We start from the raw sequence: 16066 nt of genomic DNA, 5'->3' as shown, positions 1-16066 counted from the left end.
TTCAAGATGGCCGGGCTTTGCCCCGGCCATTTTCTTTGAGGGCGCGCTAAGAGAAAAGCCGCGGCGCAGGCCGCGGCTTTCCAAGGTCCCGCCTTGCCGTCCTCAAGAGTGCGCGAGGATCGCGAGGAGCAGCAGGGCGATGATGTTGGTGATCTTGATCGCCGGGTTCACGGCGGGCCCCGCCGTGTCCTTGTAGGGGTCGCCGACGGTGTCACCCGTGACGGAAGCCTTGTGAGCATCCGATCCCTTGTGATGGGTCGTGCCCGAGGCATCCGTGAAGCCGTCCTCGAACGACTTCTTGGCATTATCCCAGGCGCCGCCACCCGACGTCATCGAGATGGCGACGAACAGGCCCGTTACGATGACGCCGAGGAGCATGGCGCCCACGGCCGAGAAGGCCTCGGACTTGCCGGCGACCCAGTAGACCACGAAGTATGTCACGATCGGCGCCAGCACCGGCAGGAGCGACGGAACGATCATCTCCTTGATGGCGGCGCGGGTCAGCATGTCGACGGCGCGGCCGTAATCGGGGCGGTCGGTCCCGGCCATGATCCCTGGCCGCTCCCGGAACTGGCGGCGCACTTCCTCCACCACCGCCCCTGCTGCCCGGCCGACTGCCGTCATGGCAATGCCGCCGAACAGGAACGGGATGAGGCCGCCGAACAGGAGACCTACCACCACGTAAGGGTTCGTCAGGGAAAAGTTTGGCGCGACGCCCTGAAAATAGGGGTACTGTGCCGCGTTCTGCGTGAAGTAGTTCAGGTCCGAGGTATAGGCGGCGAACAGCACCAAGGCGCCAAGACCGGCAGATCCGATGGCATAACCCTTCGTCACGGCCTTCGTGGTGTTGCCGACCGCATCGAGAGCGTCCGTGGACTTGCGGACCTCCTTCGGCAGGCCTGCCATTTCGGCGATGCCGCCGGCATTGTCCGTCACCGGGCCGAAGGCATCGAGGGCGACGATCATTCCGGCGAGGGCCAGCATGGCCGTGACCGCGATGGCGATGCCGAAGAGACCCGCGAGCTTGAAGGCCACGATGATGCCGGCAATGATCGCGATAGTCGGAAGCGCCGTGGACTCGAGGGACACGGCAAGGCCTTGGATCACGTTCGTCCCGTGCCCAGTCACCGACGACTGGGCGATGGACCTCACGGGACGGAAGCCGACACCTGTGTAGTACTCGGTGATCACCACGATGAGCGCCGTCACGGCCAGACCGACGATCGCACACCAGAACAGGGCCTGGCCGGTGAAGTTGGCCCCGGCAATCGGACCGAAACCGATCATCTGCCAGGTCACGGCGGCGATCGCCGCGGCCGACAGGATGCCGGTCGCGATGAGCCCCTTGTAGAGGGCCCCCATGATCGACTCGTTCTGGCCGAGCTTCACGAAGAAGGTGCCGATGATCGAGGTGACGATGCAGGCCGCCCCGATGGCCATCGGATACAACAGCATGGTGTCGAGAGCCGGCTGGCCGGCGAAGAAGATCGCCGCCAGAACCATGGTGGCAACCACGGTGACCGCATAGGTCTCGAACAGGTCGGCCGCCATGCCGGCGCAGTCGCCGACGTTGTCGCCGACGTTGTCGGCGATGGTCGCCGGATTGCGCGGATCATCCTCCGGAATGCCGGCCTCGACCTTGCCCACGAGATCGCCGCCCACGTCGGCACCCTTGGTGAAGATACCGCCCCCAAGACGGGCGAAGATCGAGATCAGGGAGGCGCCGAAGCCGAGCGCCACGAGGCTGTCGATGACCACGCGGTCGGAGGGATTCAGGCCCGCGACCCGGGTGAGATAGCCGTAGTACAGCGCCACGCCCAGGAGCGCGAGGCCGGCCACCAGCATGCCGGTGACGGCGCCGGCCTTGAAGGCGACGTCGAGGCCGCCGCCCAGGGACTGTGTGGCAGCCTGAGCCGTGCGGACGTTGGACCGCACCGACACGTTCATGCCGATGAAGCCTGCGGCCCCGGACAGGATGGCCCCGATGGCGAACCCGATGGCAACGCGAATACCCAGAAGATAGGCGATGATGACGAACAGGACGACGCCGACGATCGCAATCGTGAAATACTGCCTGCGGAGATAGGCTTTCGCGCCCTCGGCAATCGCCCCGGCGATTTCCTGCATGCGCTGAGAACCGGCGTCCCGCTTCATCACATCGCTAATGGCCCAGAAGCCATAGGCGATCGAAAGAAGGCCGCCCAAGATAATTAGGGTGAGTGCCATCATGCCATCCTTGTTATGGGAAAGCAGAAAGCCGCTCCTCAAGGCCCGTTTCCTGGCCTTGACCGGCCCCTACCCCCAGCGAACGTTATATTTGGTGGCAAAAAACCGGGCAGTCCGCAACGATCCTGCGGGCGCAACTCACAGGAAGGCCTTTATACTTTAAGCGGGTGCGATGGCCTTCGTCTTCTGCTGCCAAGCTAGCAGAAGTAGTGCGACGGCGACCGGTGGGAAGACCAGCCAGTTGACGCTCTCCCAGCCACCGGCGCTCAAAAGCTTACCCGACGAGAAGGATGCGGCGGCCACAGATCCGAAGATGAGGAAGTCGTTGGCGGCCTGGACCTTGGCGCGCTCCTCCGGCCGGTAGCAATCCGTCACCATGGCGGTCGCGCCGATGAAGCCGAAATTCCATCCAAGTCCGAGGAGGATGAGCGCCGTCCAGAAATGTGGAACCCCGATCCCGGACAAGCCGATGAGGGCCGAGAGAGCGATGAGCACCAGACCCACGGCCGTCACCGGCCGCTTCCCGAACCGGGCGATCAGGCGGCCCGTGAAGAAGCTCGGCCCGAACATGGCCAGGATATGCCACTGGATGCCGAGTGCAGCGACCCCAACGGAATGTCCGCAACCGATCATCGCCAGGGGGGCGGCCGTCATGACGAAGGTCATGAGGCTATAGGAGACGAGCCCCGTCACCGCCGCCACGATGAACCGGGGCTGCCGCACGATCTCGATCAGGGGCCGGCCGGCAGCCTTCGTGGACGTCACGCCGACCGGCGCCGGTCGCAGGAACGAGACCACGACCATCGACAACAGGGCGAGGGTTGCCTGCGCCAGAAAGGCTCCCGCGAACGGAGCGGCCTGGACGGCGTCCCGGGTCCAGATCACCGTCTGTGGGCCGATCACCCCGGCCGCGAGGCCGCCCGTCATGACCCAGGAGATAGCTTTCGGCTTGAATCTCTCCGTGGCTGCATCCGTCGCGGCGAAGCGGTAGCTCTGGTTGAAGGAGCCGTAGCTGCCGATGATCAGGGTCCCGAGGCAGAACAGGACGAAGCTGAACGAGGCGATGCCGAAGGCCGCCAGGCAGCCGCCGGCCACCCCGGTGCCCGCCCCGACGATGTATCCGATGCGCCGTCCTGCCTTTCGCATCAGCATGGCGGCCGGAATGGTGCCCAGGGCCAGGCCGAGATTGAGAAGGCTCACGGGGAGCGTGGCCAGATCCCTGTTCCATGCAAGCGACTGACCGACCAGTCCGCCAAGGGACACGACGATGGCCGGACTCGAGCCACCAAGCGCCATTGCGACGGCCAGAACCACCGCGTTGTGTTTCGCGACGGCATCGCTGGATGATGTCTGGAAGGAAGTATCAGAAATGCTGGTAGGAGCCGACATCGTAGCGTCTTTCGAGACCGTTCATCCGAAAGACCGGCCGATCATGTCCGGAGACGACTCGGCCGATGACGGACAGGGACAGGCCGACCCTATCGGCCTCTTTCCGGAGAGTGTCGAGATTCTTTTCCGGGACGGTGCAGAGAATCTCGTAGTCGTCCCCGCCCGTCACGGCGAGGTCCAGCAGATCGGGTAATGTCTCGACGGCCTTCGCGGCCGCCGGCGAGAGCGGCACCCGGTCCAGGTCGACCAGGGCGCTGACGCCGCTCGCCTGCATCATCTTGGCGAGATCGCCCGCAAGGCCGTCGGACAGGTCCATGGCGGCGCCGGCATGATCGCGGAGGGCTGTCGCCAGGGCATGGCGGGGCTGGGGGTGGAGATAGCGGTCGGCCAGATGGGCTCTCTCGTCCGGCGTCAGCGCTGCGGCCCAGGCCGGGTCGGCCCGGAGCTTCAGGCCGAGCGCCGCGTCGCCGATGGTGCCGGTCACGCAGACCAGGTCGCCGGCCCTGGCCGTCGTGCGCAGCACCATGCGACCGGACGGGACCTGCCCGACGGCCGTGACCGACAGGGTCAGCGGCCCCCTGGTCTTGACCGTGTCGCCGCCGAGGAGCGGACAGCCGAAATCGCGGGACGCCTCCGCGAGGCCGGCCGCGAAGGCGGCGAGCCAGCTCTCGGTCCAGTCGCCGGGGAGAGCGAGACTCAGCAGGAACCCGGCGGGGTCGGCCCCCTTGGCGGCGAGATCCGACACGTTGACGCCGAGCGCCTTGCGGGCGATGGAGCCCGGCGCGTCTTCGGGCAGGAAATGCACGCGCTCCACGAGCGCATCGACCGTGAGGACGAGATCGTGGCCAGGCCCGGGCGTCAGGCGAGCGGCGTCGTCCGTGAGGCCAAGGCCGCCCTCGCCGGCCATGGGGGCGAAGAAGCGGGCGATCAGGCTGTCTTCCGAGGGGCGGCCGTTCGAACCCATCACGCAGCTGCCCTCGCCCGCATCGTGCTAGCGCTTGCCCTGCCCGGCCGCCTTCTTCTCGAGCTCGCCCGGACGGACGTCGCGGGCGACCTTGTCGAGCACGGCGTTCACGAGGCCCGGCTCGTCCTCGCCGTAGAAGCCGTGGGTCACGTCCACGTATTCGGTGATGACCACGCGGGCCGGGACGTCCTTGCGGAACATCAGCTCGTAGCCGCCGGCGCGCAGGATGGCGCGCAGCACCGCCTCGACCCGCTTCAAGGGCCAGTCGGTCGCAAGCGCGTTGTCGATCTTCACGTCGATCTCGCGCTGGTTCTTGACCACGCCCGAGAGGATGTCACGGAAGAACGTGTTGTCGGAGGGCTGGAATTCGATACCCTCGACCTCGCGGCCGATCCAGAAGGTTTCGAACTCGGCAAGCGCGTCCAGCACGGTCTTGCCCGACACGTCCATCTGATAGAGAGCCTGGACGGCAGCGAGGCGAGCGGCCGAGCGCTCTGCTGGCTTCGTCATGATCAGGCCTCCAATGTCTTCTTGATGCGCAGGACGGCCAGAGCCGCGTCCACCGCTCCACCGCCCTTATTCAATTCATTCACGCTCGCCCGGGTCCAGGCCTGCTGATCATTCTCGACCGTCAGGATGCCGTTGGCCAGGGGAATGCGGCGCTCGACGGAGAGATCCATCAGGGCGCGGGCGCTCTCGCCCGCCACGATGTCGTAATGACCCGTCTCGCCGCGGATCACGCAGCCCAGCGCCACGGCGGCGTCGTAGGGCCGGCCGGCCCTCTCAGCGGCGTCGAGGGCGATCGCGATGGTGGCCGGGATCTCAAGGGCGCCGTCAAGAGTCAGCACGTCCATACTGGCCTGCGCGGCCTCGACGGCGCCCTTCGCGCCCCGCAGGAGCTCGTCGGCGATGTCGTCGTAGAAGCGGGCCTCCACGACCAGGATGCGGGCGCCGGGAACCGGCGGACGGGGGCTTTTGGGCTTGTCGGATGGGGCGACCATGGCGGACTCTGCAAAGATCTTTCGTGAACAGCCTGAGGAGGGCTGGAAATTGGACCGTCTCGTCATCACCGGCCTTGTGCCGGTGATCCCGATGAAGAACGGCGTCGCGCTCCACGCGATCGGGATGGCCGGGACAAGCCCGGCCATGACGTGGGAAGCGATGGCGCCCGGCGCCCTTCACTCAAGAGGGAAACGTTGAACGTCCCTACTCCGCCCGGCGCGCATCCGCAAGCCGGGCCGCGTAGCGGGCCATGAGATCGACCTCGAGGTTGAGCCTGTCGCCGACCTGCCGGTCGCCCCAGGTGGTGACCGCCAGCGTGTGCGGAATGATCAACACGGAGAACAGGTCGTCGCTGACGGAGTTCACGGTGAGCGACGTGCCGTCGAGGCAGACGGAGCCCTTCTCGGCGATGAACGGGGCGAGCCCATGGGGCGCCTTGATGGTGAAGCGCGCCGTCGGGCCCCACGGGTCGTCGCCGGCGGTGATCGCCTCCTTGGCCACGATGGTGGCGATGCCGTCCACGTGCCCTGTCACGATATGGCCGCCGAGCTCGTCGCCGATCTTCAGGGAACGCTCCAGGTTGACCCGGGTGCCGGCTTCCCAGGCCCCCACGGTGGTGCGCTCCAGGGTTTCGGCCGCGGCATCCACGTCGAACCAGCAGCCGCCCTCCCGCGGGCCGAAAGCCACGACGGTCAGGCACGGCCCGCCGCACGCGATCGAAGCGCCGAGCGCGATCGTGGCGGGGTCGTAGGACGCATGGATCCGCAGGCGCTTCAGGGTTCCTTGGGATCCCTCGGCGGTTGCGATCTCACCGACATCGGTGACGATACCCGTGAACATCAGGGTCTCTCCCAGAACATGAAAAGGTCGGGGCCGATCTGCTCCTCGGCCCAGGGGTTCAAGAAATCCATCCGGTCCTGAAGGGCCGGGCCGAGGGCCGGCACGTCGCCCTGCCCCCGTGCCGAGCGGCCGGTGATCAGGACCAGCTCGTCGACGAGGTCGGACCTGGCCAGCGCATCCGCCAGGTCCGGTCCGCCCTCGCAGAACACGCCCGTCAGGCCCCGCGTGCCGAGGAGCTGCAGGGCCTCGGGCAGGTGGACGCGGCCGTTCGCGTCGGACGAGACGCGCAGGATCTCGACGCCGCGCGCTGCCAGCGCCCGCTCCGGCTCCACCGGCGCGTCGACGGTGGTGACGATCCAGGTCGGAATCATCCCGGCGCCGGCCACGAGGCGGGCGGTCGGCGGCGTGCGCAGGCGGGAATCGACCACGATTCGCACCGGCGAGCGGCCCTCCAGGCCCGGCAGGCGCACATTCAGCAGCGGATCGTCGGCCAGAACCGTCCCGACCCCGACCATGATGGCGTCCGCGTGAGCGCGCATCAGGTGCACCCGGCCGTTGGCCGCCTCGCCGGTGAGCATCAGCCGCGGGCCGCGGCGCGCGCCGGCAAAGCCCTCGGTGCTGCGGGCGAGCTTCACCGTGACGGCCGGGCGGCCCCTGGTCACGCGGGTGATGTGCCCGCCATGGAGCCGCGCGCCCTCGGGCGCGAGACAGCCGGTCGACAGGGGAATCCCGGCGCGGCCGAAGCGCTCCGGACCCTGCCCGGCCGCGAAGGGGCTCGGATCCGGCACGCTCACCACCAGCCGGCCGATGCCCGCCGCCACGATGAGGTCGCTGCAGGAGGGGCCGTGGCTGTGGCTGCTGCGGGCCGCGCAGGGCTCCAGGGTCACGTAGAGGGTGGCGCCGCGGGCCCGCTCGCCGGCCGCTTCGAGGGCGATGCGCTCCGCATGGGGCCGGCCGCCGGCCTGGGTGACGCCCTGAGCCAGGATCATGGGAGAATCGCCGCTTTCGTCGACCAGCACGGCGCCTACCGACGGGTTCGGCCAGGTCAGCCCGAGGTGGCGCCCGCCCAGGGCGATCGCCAGGCGCATGAAGTGCTCGTCGCGCAGAATCCGGTCAGGGGACGGCCGCTCGGCCCCGGCGGGGGTCATGGCTCGCTCGGCGCACGCTTCTTCTTGGGCGGAGGCGGCAGGTCGTCCTCGCCTTCCGCCAGCTTGCCGAGGATCTCCTCGAAATCCTTGGCCTCGCGAAAATTCTTGTACACGGAGGCGAAGCGCACATAGGCCACGTCGTCGAGGCCCTTCAGGCCCTCCATGACGAGCTCGCCCACGGTCTCGCTCGGCACCTCGCCGTCGCTCATGCTCTCGAGCTGGCGCACGATGCCGTTGATCATCCGCTCGACCCGCTCCGGATCGACGGGCCGCTTGCGCAGCGCCACCTCGACGGATTGCTGGAGCTTGTCCCGGTCGAACGGCACCCGCCTCCCTGAGCGCTTCAGCACCGTCAGCTCGCGCAGCTGCACGCGCTCGAAGGTCGTGAAGCGGCCGCCGCAATCCGGGCAGATGCGGCGACGGCGGATGGACGAGGAATCGTCCGTGGGGCGGGAATCCTTCACCTGGGTGTCCAGGCTCCCGCAATAGGGGCAGCGCATCAGCCTTCTATCCGAAATTCGAAGTCAGGGATCTTCTGGACAATCCACTTCGTCATGGCCGGGCCCGTCCCGGCCATCCCGATATGGTGAAGCGCAGCGCTCTTCGCACCGGCATCACCGGAACAAGCTCGGTGATGCCGTGGAAGGAAGCATCCGGCCGCGCTCCGATGGCCCGATCACGCGTAGATCGGGAACCGGCGGGTCAGCTCGTGGACGCGGTGCTTGACCGATTCCTCGACCGCCGCGTTGGCCTCGTCCCCATGGGCGGCGAGCCCGTCCAGGGTCTCGACGATCAGCTCGCCCACCTTCCTGAACTCGGCCACGCCGAAGCCGCGCGAGGTGGCGGCCGGCGTCCCCAGGCGGATGCCCGAGGTGACCATCGGCTTCTCGGGGTCGAAGGGCACGCCGTTCTTGTTGCAGGTGATGTGGGCGCGGCCGAGCGCCGCTTCGGCCGCCTTGCCCGTGAGCGTCTTGGGGCGCAGGTCGACCAGCATCAGGTGGTTGTCCGTGCCGCCCGCCACGATGGCGTAGCCGCCCGCGAGCATCGTGTCGGCCAGCACCTTGGCGTTGTCGACCACGGAGCGGGCATAGAGCTTGAACTCGGGCCGCAGGGCCTCGCCGAACGCCACGGCTTTCGCCGCGATCACGTGCATGAGCGGGCCGCCCTGGAGACCGGGGAAGATCGCCGAATTGACCTTCTTGGCGATGTCCTCGTCGTTGGTCAGGATCATGCCGCCGCGCGGGCCGCGCAGGGTCTTGTGGGTCGTGGTGGTGACCACGTGGGCGTGGGGGAAGGGCGACGGATGCGCGCCGCCCGCCACGAGGCCGGCGAAATGCGCGATGTCGACCATGAAGAAGGCCCCGACCTCGTCGGCGATCTCCCGGAAGCGGGCGAAGTCCCAGAACCGGGAATAGGCAGAGCCGCCGGCCACGATCACCTTCGGCTTGTGGGTCCGTGCGAGCTCGGCGACCTCGTCCATGTCGATGATCTGGTCGCTCTCGCGCACCTTGTAGCTCACCACGTTGAACCACTTGCCCGACATGTTCACGGGCGAGCCGTGGGTCAGGTGGCCGCCGCAGGCGAGGTCGAGGCCCATGAAGGTGTCGCCGGGCTTCATCAGGGCCATGAACACGGCCTGGTTGGCCTGGGAGCCGGAATTGGCCTGCACGTTGGCGAAGCGGCACTCGAACAGGCGCTTGGCGCGCTCGATGGCGAGTTCCTCGGCCATGTCGACGAACTGGCAGCCGCCATAGTAGCGGCGGCCCGGATAGCCTTCCGCGTACTTGTTGGTCATGACGGATCCTTGAGCCTCCAGGACGGCCCGGGACACGATGTTCTCGGAGGCGATCAGCTCGATCTCGTCGCGCTGGCGGCCGAGCTCGAGCCCGATGGCGCGGGCGATCTCGGGATCGCTGTCAGCGAGGCTCGCCGAGAAAAAGCTGTTGGACAGATGGTTGCGTGCCGCTTCACTCGCGCTCATGGGTCACCTCGTCTTCCTGGGGGCCCGGCTGGAACGGGCCGCTCGATCCGCTATGGCCCAGGCCTTTACCATGGCTGCCTTGACCGCGCCAACCCGCACGGGAGACATGCCCGTCCGGCGCCGAGCATGCAACGGGGCGCCGGGCATCTCGGGCGGGCGAAGCGCGGCGCTTCGGAGAGGCAGCGCCTGGTTCGCACCGCCCTACCCCGTCATGGCCGGCTCTGGGCCGGCCATCCCGATCGGAAAGGCGTGGCATTCCAAACAATCGAGATCACCGGGACAAGCCCGGTGATGACGCGGCGGGTGTCAGGGTCTCTCCGAAAGTCGCTCGACCGATGTGCCCCGCAAACGAAATCGCCGGCCCGAAGGCCGGCGATGGGATCGTCATGAGGCTGTGCTGGAGGCGTGGGAAGTCGCCTGCCCTGCCTCAGTTCTGCAGGAACATCTCCTGGTCCGGCTCGGTCGGGGTGCGGCTTGCGACCGGGATCGCGTTGCCGAGGCCGTCCTTGTTGTAGATGTCGTCGCGGAACTGGACGAGGCCGTCCGGGGTCGCCCAGGCGGTCATGTAGATCCAGTGGATCGGCACCGGCTGCGCCAGGCGTGCGTCGATGCGCTCGCCGGACTTGAAGGTGGCGTCGATCTGCTCGCGGCTCCAGCCCGGGGTGTCCTTCAGGAGCCACTCGATGTAGTCGCGCACGTTCTGGATGCGGATGCAGCCCGAGGACACGAAGCGGAAATCGTCGCCGAAGATGCCCTTGGAGGGCGTGTCGTGCATGTAGACGCCGTGCTGGTTCGGGATGTTGATGCGCACGAACCCCATGGAGTTCAGGTCGCCGCCCGGATCCTGGCGGAAGCGGTAGCGGGTCGCCTCGTCCGAGAACCAGTTGATCTGGCTGGACTGGACCTCCTGGCCGGCCGAATTGAAGATGCGGATCCGGTTCTCGGCCAGGTAGTTCGGCTCCTTCTGCATCTTGGGGATGAGGTCCTTCTTCACCACCGAGGCGGGGGCCGTCCAGAACGGGTTGAAGTTGACCTCGACCACCTTGGAGTTGAGGAGCGGCGACTGCCGATCGATCTTGCCGACGCCGGCGGCGTGGCGGGTGTGGACGACGCCGCCCTCCACGGTCTCCACCAGGGCGGCCGGGATGTTGGCCACCGCATAGCGGTTGGGAAGCCCGGAGCCCACGAGGGTGCGCAGGCGGGCCACGTTGATCTCGAGCTGGCGGATGCGCACGTCGGCCGGCACGTTCATGGCGGCGACCGTCGGGGCCGTGATGGTGCCCGTGGAGCTGATGCCGTGGCGGGCCTGGAAGCGGCGCACGGCGGACTCGACGTAGGAATCGAAGATCGGCGATTCGCCGGCCGCCTGGTCGAGGTCGCCGGTGATGATGAGGCGCTGGCGCAGGGCCACCACGGCCGGGCTCTTCGAGCCGACCCGCAGGCCCTGGACGCCCTGGACGGGCTGCCAGCCGCCGCGGGCCGCGATGTTGCGGTAGTACTCGATCATCTGCTCGGTGGCGGCGAGCGCGTCGGCGGACAGCATGGGGGTCGAGGTGCGCTGCACGCGGGTGCGCGACACGGCCTCGTAGTTCTGCGACCACTCGGCCTGGCTCTGGGCGAATTGCTGGGCCAGGGCCCCGGTAGCCGGCGTGAAGATCAGGGCGAGCGATCCGGTCAGGAGGGTACGGCGAGAGAACATGAGCGCAGGCTCTTCCCGGTTAGATGTTTCCGACGGCGGGAGCGGCGGGCGAATGCCCGCAACAGCCCCCTTCCCAGCGATAAGTGCCGGGATAGGATTAAAGAACGGTATCGAAAACGAGGAACATCGGGGCCGTTTTATGGCAAACCGACCCGCTCCCGGTTCCTGGCGCTCCGCAACCGCCTTCCGGCCACATGTAACTTTGAACTGTGCTCTTGGGGATACACTTCTGCGTGAGGAGCTTGGCCGGACCGCCCGGTCAGTGGTTTTCCCGCGCGGCGAGCCACGAGACCGCAAGATAGACCGCCATCAGGGTCAGGAAGAACGCCACGGTGACGACCCCGCCCGAGACGATCCCCGGGAAGAAGGCGGCGAGAATCAGGTGGCTCATCACGGCGAGGAGCCACATGATGCCGCCCCAGGTGCTGGCCATCCACAGGCCCACCGCCGCGACTAGGTCGATCAGCGCGAAGTAGATCATGGTGGCCTGGTAGCCGGTCGACCGGGCCTCGAACTGCCCGACCGGGGTCCAGATGCCGAGGATCACCGCCCAGGCGCTCAGGCCCTTCATGATCCATAGGATCGCCAGGACCCGCATGAACCAGGTCAGCACGAAGCCCCAGCGCATGATGGAGCTGGCGACCGGCCGCTCCTCGATCCGGTCGGAGAGGTACTCCCGGGTGGCCGGGGTCGACGGCGGCTGGGTTCCGGTGCGGGGCATCAGGCGACCTCCAGGTCCCGGTCGCCCAGGCTGGCGAAGTGTTGCTCGATCACGGCCCCGTCCACCTGGTCGAGGGCGGCGGGCTGCCAGCCGGGCCGGTTGTCCTTGTCGATCAGGACCGCCCGCACGCCTTCGAAAAAGTCGTGGCCGTCGCCGATGCGCGAGACGATTCGGAACTCGGTCCGCATGGCCTCCTCGAAATCCATCGCGGCGCCCCGGCGCACCTGCTCGAAGGCCAGGTTCAGGCTTGTGGGCGACTTCGTCCGCATGCCGGACGCGGCTTTGGCCGCGAGCGCGGAGCCGCCTGCGGCCGCCTGATCCAGGCGCGCCAGGATCTCGGCCACGCTGCCGCCCGAGAAGCAGGTATCGATGGTCTCCCGCTCGCCTTCCAGGGGCGCCGGGCCGGGATCGGTCGCGACCTGCGACAGGGCCGCCTCGACGCGGTCGCCCGCGATCAGCGCGTCGCGCAGGCCCGGAATGTTGCCGCTCGGCACCGCATGGGTGGCCAGGCCCAGCATCACGGCGTCCTCCCGCTTCACGCGATCGCCCGTGAGGGCGAGATACATGCCGGTCCGGCCCGGCAGGCGCGGCAGCGCGTAGGTGGCGCCCACGTCGGGGAAGAACCCGATCCCGACCTCCGGCATGGCGAAGAGGTAGCGGTCGCCCGCCACCCGGTGGGTGCCGTGCAGGGACACGCCGACGCCGCCGCCCATGCAGATCCCGTCGATAAGGGACAGGTAGGGCTTCGGGTAGCGCTTGATGACGATGTTGAGCTGGTACTCCTCGCGCCAGAAGGCGAGCGCGTCCTCGCGCCGGCCGGCCTTGAGGTCCTCGGTGAGCTGCCGGATGTCGCCCCCGGCGCAGAAGGCCTTGTCGCCCGCCCCCTGGACGATCACCCGCGTCACCGCCGGGTCCTGCGCCCAGGAATCGAGCGCCCGGCGCATCTCGCGCACCATGCCGAGCGTCAGGGCGTTGAGCGCCTTCGGACGGTTGAGCGTGATGAGGCCCGCCTCGCCCTGCCGCTCGCAGAGCACGTCGACGCTCTCGTCCATGGAACACTCCTTCGGTTGGTGGCGGCTTAAAACAAGGCACGCGCCGGACGTCAATGGACAGGGCGCCGTTCCGGGTTCGCGCCCCACCATGACGGATCGTGTCCGTCGCGTCATCTGCCACGTCATCACCGGCCTCGCGCCGGTAATCCCGGAGCTGCGGGGCGCCGGGCTTTCCGGATCGGGATGGCCGGGACGAGCCCGGCCATGATCTCGAGGGTGTCAGGACGGCGGGACGACAAACCCGCGCAGCCGCCAGTGCATGGCTGGGTTGAGGCCGATTCCCCCTGGATCGGCCGGATATGCGACCTCGAACCCTTTTTTAGAGCGATTTAAATGTGCTAACCCTCTCGCCATCGGCCGGCGCATCGAAGCCGGTGCTGGATGAGGACGATGTCGAAACTGTCTCCGTTCCCCCGCCGTTCCGCGGACGAAGCGCCTTCTTCTTCCCTGAACCTGTCCCACCGCCTGCGACGCAACCGCAAGGCCGAGTGGTCGCGGCGGCTGGTGCAGGAGAACGTGCTGACGGTCAACGACCTGATCTGGCCGATCTTCGTGGTCGAGGGCGCGAGCGGCCGCACGCCCGTCACGTCCATGCCGGGCGTGGAACGCCTCACCATCGCGGAGGCCGTGCGCGAGGCCGAGCGGGCCGCCGCCCTCAACATCCCGGCCATCGCGCTGTTTCCCTACACGGATCCGGCGCTGCGCGATCCGACCGGGTCGGAATCCCTCAACGGCCGCAACCTGGTCTGCCGCGCGGCGCGCGAGATCAAGAAGGCGGTGCCCGCCATCGGCATCATCTGCGACGTGGCGCTCGATCCCTATACCAGCCACGGCCATGACGGCGTGATGGACGGCGATCGCATCCTCAACGACGAGACCGTGGCCCTTCTGGTCCGCCAGGCGGTGCTCCAGGCGGAGGCCGGGGCCGACGTCATCGCCCCGTCGGACATGATGGACGGCCGCGTCGCAGCCATCCGCGCGGGTCTCGATCAGGCCGGGTTCCAGGACGTGCAGATCATGGCCTACGCGGCGAAATACGCGTCCGCCTTCTACGGCCCGTTCCGGGACGCCATCGGCACCACCGCGTGCCTCGTCGGCGACAAGCGCACCTACCAGATGGACCCGGCCAATTCCGACGAGGCCCTGCGCGAGGTGGCGCTGGATCTCGAGGAGGGGGCCGACATGATCATGGTGAAGCCCGGCATGCCCTATCTCGACATCGTGCGCCGGGTGAAGGACAATTTCGCCGTTCCGACCTTCGCCTACCAGGTCTCCGGCGAGTATGCCATGATCCAGGCCGCGGCCGGAAACGGCTGGATCGACGGAGAACGGGCGATGATGGAAAGCCTCCTGGCCTTCAAGCGTGCCGGCGCGGACGGCATCCTGACCTATTTCGCCCCGAGGGTCGCGGAAAAGCTGAAGAACCAGGGCTGATCGCCCGTCACATCCGGGGGGCGTTCCGTGTCGGGCTCAAGGCGTCTCAGAGACTGGCTCAGGACGTGAGCGTGACCGATGAGGTCCGGCAACGATCCCTGCCATGTCATCACCGGCCTTGTGCCGGTGATCTCGATGCGAAGAGCGCAGGGTTTCAAACAATCGGGATGGCCGGGACAAGCCCGGCCATGACGGGAGAACACGACTGCCGGGAGCACGTTCCGGATGAGAGCCGCAGGATCCTCCCGCTCTTCACACCCTTCCTGAATCTGGCCCGCCTCGCCTCCCTCCTGCTCGGCCTCTGCCTTCTCTCTGCCTGCGGAATCTCCACCGACGCCGAGCAGGCGCGGGTCTGCCGCTCGGTCCTGCCGGCGCTCAATCCCGGCGCGGCGATCACCGTCGAGCGGATCCAGGCGGGGCCCGCTCCGCGGAGCCTGCGGGTCGAGTATCTGGCGCAGTTTCCCGACCGGCCGATTCTCCAGCGCTTCGCGATCTGCCAGTTCGTGGCCGAAGGGCTGTCGGCCAAGAAGGCGGAGCTGGAGGGCCTCGCCACCGAGGAAGGCCCCTTGTCCGGCGCCAGCCTCTACCTGCTCAAGCGCTATTATCTCGACACCCCGGAGGGCTCGGCCGGCGATCCGGGCAGCCCGCTCGGCGCCAACGTGATCGAGATCCCCGAGGGTGCCGCCTATTGGCTGCAGCAGATCCTGGTGAGCCTGCCGCGAACGGCCATCTACGCCCTGCTGTCGGTGGCCTTCGCCCTGGTGTTCGGGCTGAGCGGGCGGATCAACCTGGCCTTCGGCGAGCTGGCGGCGGTCGGTTCGGCCGCGACCATCGCGGGCGCCTCGGTGGTGCTCGGCTTCGGCGCCAGCTCCCCGGTGCTCGGCCTCGCAGCGGGGCTCGCCGCCGCTCTCTTCGCCGGCGCCATCCACAGCGCGGTCGGGGGCTACTTCACCATCGGACGCGTCGTCAGTGCCAGCCCGCAGCCGAGCCTGATCGCCACGGTCGGATTTTCGCTCTTCCTGATGGAATACCTGCGCCTCGTGCAGAGCCCGGTGACGGTCTGGCTGCCGCCGATCTGGTCCCAGGCCTGGCCCCTCGTGCGCGCGGGCGAGTTCATCGTCAGCCTGACGCCGATCACCGTGATCACGGCCGGAATCGGCCTCGTGGCGGCTCTCGCCCTCCTCTGGCTCGTGCAGGCGACGCGGTTCGGCCGGTCCTGGCGGGCCTATGCGGACGACCCCAAGGCGGCGGCGCTCATGGGCGTCGATGGCCCACGGCTTCTCGTCCAGACGCTGGCGCTCGCCGGCGCCATGGCGGGCCTGTCCGGCATGCTGATCGTCGCGCAATACGGCGGCCTGGGCTTCGCCGGCGGCTTCCAGTACGGCCTCAAGGCCCTGATCGCGGCGATCATCGGCGGCATCGGGTCGATCCCCGGCGCGATGCTCGGCGGATTCGCCGTGGGCTTGTTCGAGACCCTCTGGTCGGCGTATCTCCCCATCGAGGCGCGCGACATGGCCCTCTACGTGGCCCTGGTCGTGTTCCTGGTCTTTCGGCCCGGTGGCCTGCTGGGATTCAGGGATCCGACACCAAGGCCCGTCTAAGGGCGTATA

General features: G+C 68.0%; 15 protein-coding genes. 3 read left to right on the top strand and 12 right to left on the bottom strand.

The window, feature by feature from the left end; genetic code table 11:
- Positions 1-102: 102 nt before the first annotated feature.
- The 5 genes from HPT29_RS12615 to ribH all read right to left on the bottom strand — a co-directional run bounded on the left by HPT29_RS12615 (position 103) and on the right by ribH (position 5580).
- Entirely contained in the window at positions 103-2229 is a 2127-nt protein-coding gene (locus tag HPT29_RS12615) for a sodium-translocating pyrophosphatase (protein WP_173950472.1), read from the bottom strand.
- A 156-nt stretch (positions 2230-2385) separates the two neighbouring features.
- Positions 2386-3615 (bottom strand): MFS transporter, encoded by a 1230-nt coding sequence (locus HPT29_RS12610; protein ID WP_173950471.1) that lies wholly within the window; start codon positions 3613-3615, stop codon positions 2386-2388.
- On the bottom strand, positions 3590-4579 hold the full coding sequence (thiL, locus tag HPT29_RS12605) for a thiamine-phosphate kinase (protein WP_173950470.1): 990 nt from the start codon (positions 4577-4579) through the stop codon (positions 3590-3592). Before thiL ends, HPT29_RS12610 begins: the two co-directional genes overlap by 26 nt.
- A 27-nt stretch (positions 4580-4606) precedes the next feature.
- On the bottom strand, positions 4607-5089 hold the full coding sequence (gene nusB / locus HPT29_RS12600) for a transcription antitermination factor NusB (RefSeq protein WP_173950469.1): 483 nt from the start codon (positions 5087-5089) through the stop codon (positions 4607-4609).
- A 2-nt stretch (positions 5090-5091) separates the two neighbouring features.
- Positions 5092-5580: a 6,7-dimethyl-8-ribityllumazine synthase gene (gene ribH, locus HPT29_RS12595; protein ID WP_173950468.1), complete on the bottom strand. Its 489-nt coding sequence runs from the start codon at positions 5578-5580 to the stop codon at positions 5092-5094.
- 49 nt (positions 5581-5629) lie between these two features.
- On the opposite strand from ribH, the gene HPT29_RS12590 reads away from it, so the two are divergent.
- On the top strand, positions 5630-5779 hold the full coding sequence (locus tag HPT29_RS12590; RefSeq protein WP_259059966.1) for a hypothetical protein: 150 nt from the start codon (positions 5630-5632) through the stop codon (positions 5777-5779).
- Between the two features lie 6 nt (positions 5780-5785).
- On the opposite strand, the gene HPT29_RS12585 is transcribed toward HPT29_RS12590, so the two are convergent.
- From HPT29_RS12585 to HPT29_RS12555, 7 genes are all read right to left on the bottom strand, one after another.
- Positions 5786-6421, bottom strand: a complete 636-nt coding sequence (locus HPT29_RS12585) for a riboflavin synthase (protein ID WP_173950466.1) — start codon at positions 6419-6421, stop codon at positions 5786-5788.
- Positions 6421-7569 carry a bifunctional diaminohydroxyphosphoribosylaminopyrimidine deaminase/5-amino-6-(5-phosphoribosylamino)uracil reductase RibD gene (gene ribD, locus HPT29_RS12580; protein ID WP_173950465.1) on the bottom strand — a complete coding sequence of 383 codons (1149 nt, stop codon included), beginning with the start codon at positions 7567-7569 and terminating at the stop codon, positions 6421-6423. The genes HPT29_RS12585 and ribD overlap by 1 nt, the downstream gene beginning before the upstream one ends.
- Entirely contained in the window at positions 7566-8069 is a 504-nt protein-coding gene (gene nrdR / locus HPT29_RS12575) for a transcriptional regulator NrdR (RefSeq protein WP_173950464.1), read from the bottom strand. The genes ribD and nrdR overlap by 4 nt, the downstream gene beginning before the upstream one ends.
- A 176-nt stretch (positions 8070-8245) precedes the next feature.
- Positions 8246-9550: a serine hydroxymethyltransferase gene (gene glyA / locus HPT29_RS12570; protein ID WP_173950463.1), complete on the bottom strand. Its 1305-nt coding sequence runs from the start codon at positions 9548-9550 to the stop codon at positions 8246-8248.
- A gap of 427 nt (positions 9551-9977) precedes the next feature.
- Positions 9978-11249, bottom strand: a complete 1272-nt coding sequence (locus tag HPT29_RS12565) for a L,D-transpeptidase family protein (protein WP_173950462.1) — start codon at positions 11247-11249, stop codon at positions 9978-9980.
- 259 nt (positions 11250-11508) lie between these two features.
- On the bottom strand, positions 11509-11970 hold the full coding sequence (locus HPT29_RS12560; RefSeq protein WP_173950461.1) for a DUF6163 family protein: 462 nt from the start codon (positions 11968-11970) through the stop codon (positions 11509-11511).
- Complete coding sequence (locus HPT29_RS12555) at positions 11970-13022, bottom strand: enoyl-CoA hydratase/isomerase family protein (RefSeq protein ID WP_173950460.1); 1053 nt, start codon at positions 13020-13022, stop codon at positions 11970-11972. Before HPT29_RS12555 ends, HPT29_RS12560 begins: the two co-directional genes overlap by 1 nt.
- 390 nt (positions 13023-13412) lie before the next feature.
- Here HPT29_RS12555 and hemB point away from each other — a divergent pair, with 390 nt between their 5' ends.
- Together hemB and HPT29_RS12545 are read left to right on the top strand one after the other, a co-directional pair.
- Positions 13413-14456, top strand: a complete 1044-nt coding sequence (hemB, locus tag HPT29_RS12550; protein ID WP_173950459.1) for a porphobilinogen synthase — start codon at positions 13413-13415, stop codon at positions 14454-14456.
- Between the two features lie 188 nt (positions 14457-14644).
- The gene (locus tag HPT29_RS12545) at positions 14645-16057 is read left to right on the top strand and encodes a branched-chain amino acid ABC transporter permease (RefSeq protein WP_173950458.1); all 1413 of its coding nucleotides are present in this window, start codon (positions 14645-14647) and stop codon (positions 16055-16057) included.
- Positions 16058-16066: the final 9 nt, after the last annotated feature.

The organism is Microvirga terrae, assembly GCF_013307435.2.
Classification (GTDB): Bacteria; Pseudomonadota; Alphaproteobacteria; order Rhizobiales; family Beijerinckiaceae; genus Microvirga; species Microvirga terrae.
The sequence above is the reverse complement of the archived record's forward strand: the minus strand, read 5'-3'. Positions and strand labels throughout refer to the sequence as shown.

Excerpts from the sequence above, each read along its gene's own strand:
- HPT29_RS12615 (WP_173950472.1), bottom strand. The coding sequence starts at position 2,229 with ATGATGGCACTCACCCTAATTATCTTGGGCGGCCTTCTTTCGATCGCC.
- HPT29_RS12610 (WP_173950471.1), bottom strand. The coding sequence starts at position 3,615 with ATGTCGGCTCCTACCAGCATTTCTGATACTTCCTTCCAGACATCATCC.
- thiL (WP_173950470.1), bottom strand. The coding sequence starts at position 4,579 with ATGGGTTCGAACGGCCGCCCCTCGGAAGACAGCCTGATCGCCCGCTTC.
- nusB (WP_173950469.1), bottom strand. The coding sequence starts at position 5,089 with ATGACGAAGCCAGCAGAGCGCTCGGCCGCTCGCCTCGCTGCCGTCCAG.
- ribH (WP_173950468.1), bottom strand. The coding sequence starts at position 5,580 with ATGGTCGCCCCATCCGACAAGCCCAAAAGCCCCCGTCCGCCGGTTCCC.
- HPT29_RS12585 (WP_173950466.1), bottom strand. The coding sequence starts at position 6,421 with ATGTTCACGGGTATCGTCACCGATGTCGGTGAGATCGCAACCGCCGAG.
- ribD (WP_173950465.1), bottom strand. The coding sequence starts at position 7,569 with ATGACCCCCGCCGGGGCCGAGCGGCCGTCCCCTGACCGGATTCTGCGC.
- nrdR (WP_173950464.1), bottom strand. The coding sequence starts at position 8,069 with ATGCGCTGCCCCTATTGCGGGAGCCTGGACACCCAGGTGAAGGATTCC.
- glyA (WP_173950463.1), bottom strand. The coding sequence starts at position 9,550 with ATGAGCGCGAGTGAAGCGGCACGCAACCATCTGTCCAACAGCTTTTTC.
- HPT29_RS12565 (WP_173950462.1), bottom strand. The coding sequence starts at position 11,249 with ATGTTCTCTCGCCGTACCCTCCTGACCGGATCGCTCGCCCTGATCTTC.
- HPT29_RS12560 (WP_173950461.1), bottom strand. The coding sequence starts at position 11,970 with ATGCCCCGCACCGGAACCCAGCCGCCGTCGACCCCGGCCACCCGGGAG.
- HPT29_RS12555 (WP_173950460.1), bottom strand. The coding sequence starts at position 13,022 with ATGGACGAGAGCGTCGACGTGCTCTGCGAGCGGCAGGGCGAGGCGGGC.
- hemB (WP_173950459.1), top strand. The coding sequence starts at position 13,413 with ATGTCGAAACTGTCTCCGTTCCCCCGCCGTTCCGCGGACGAAGCGCCT.
- HPT29_RS12545 (WP_173950458.1), top strand. The coding sequence starts at position 14,645 with ATGACGGGAGAACACGACTGCCGGGAGCACGTTCCGGATGAGAGCCGC.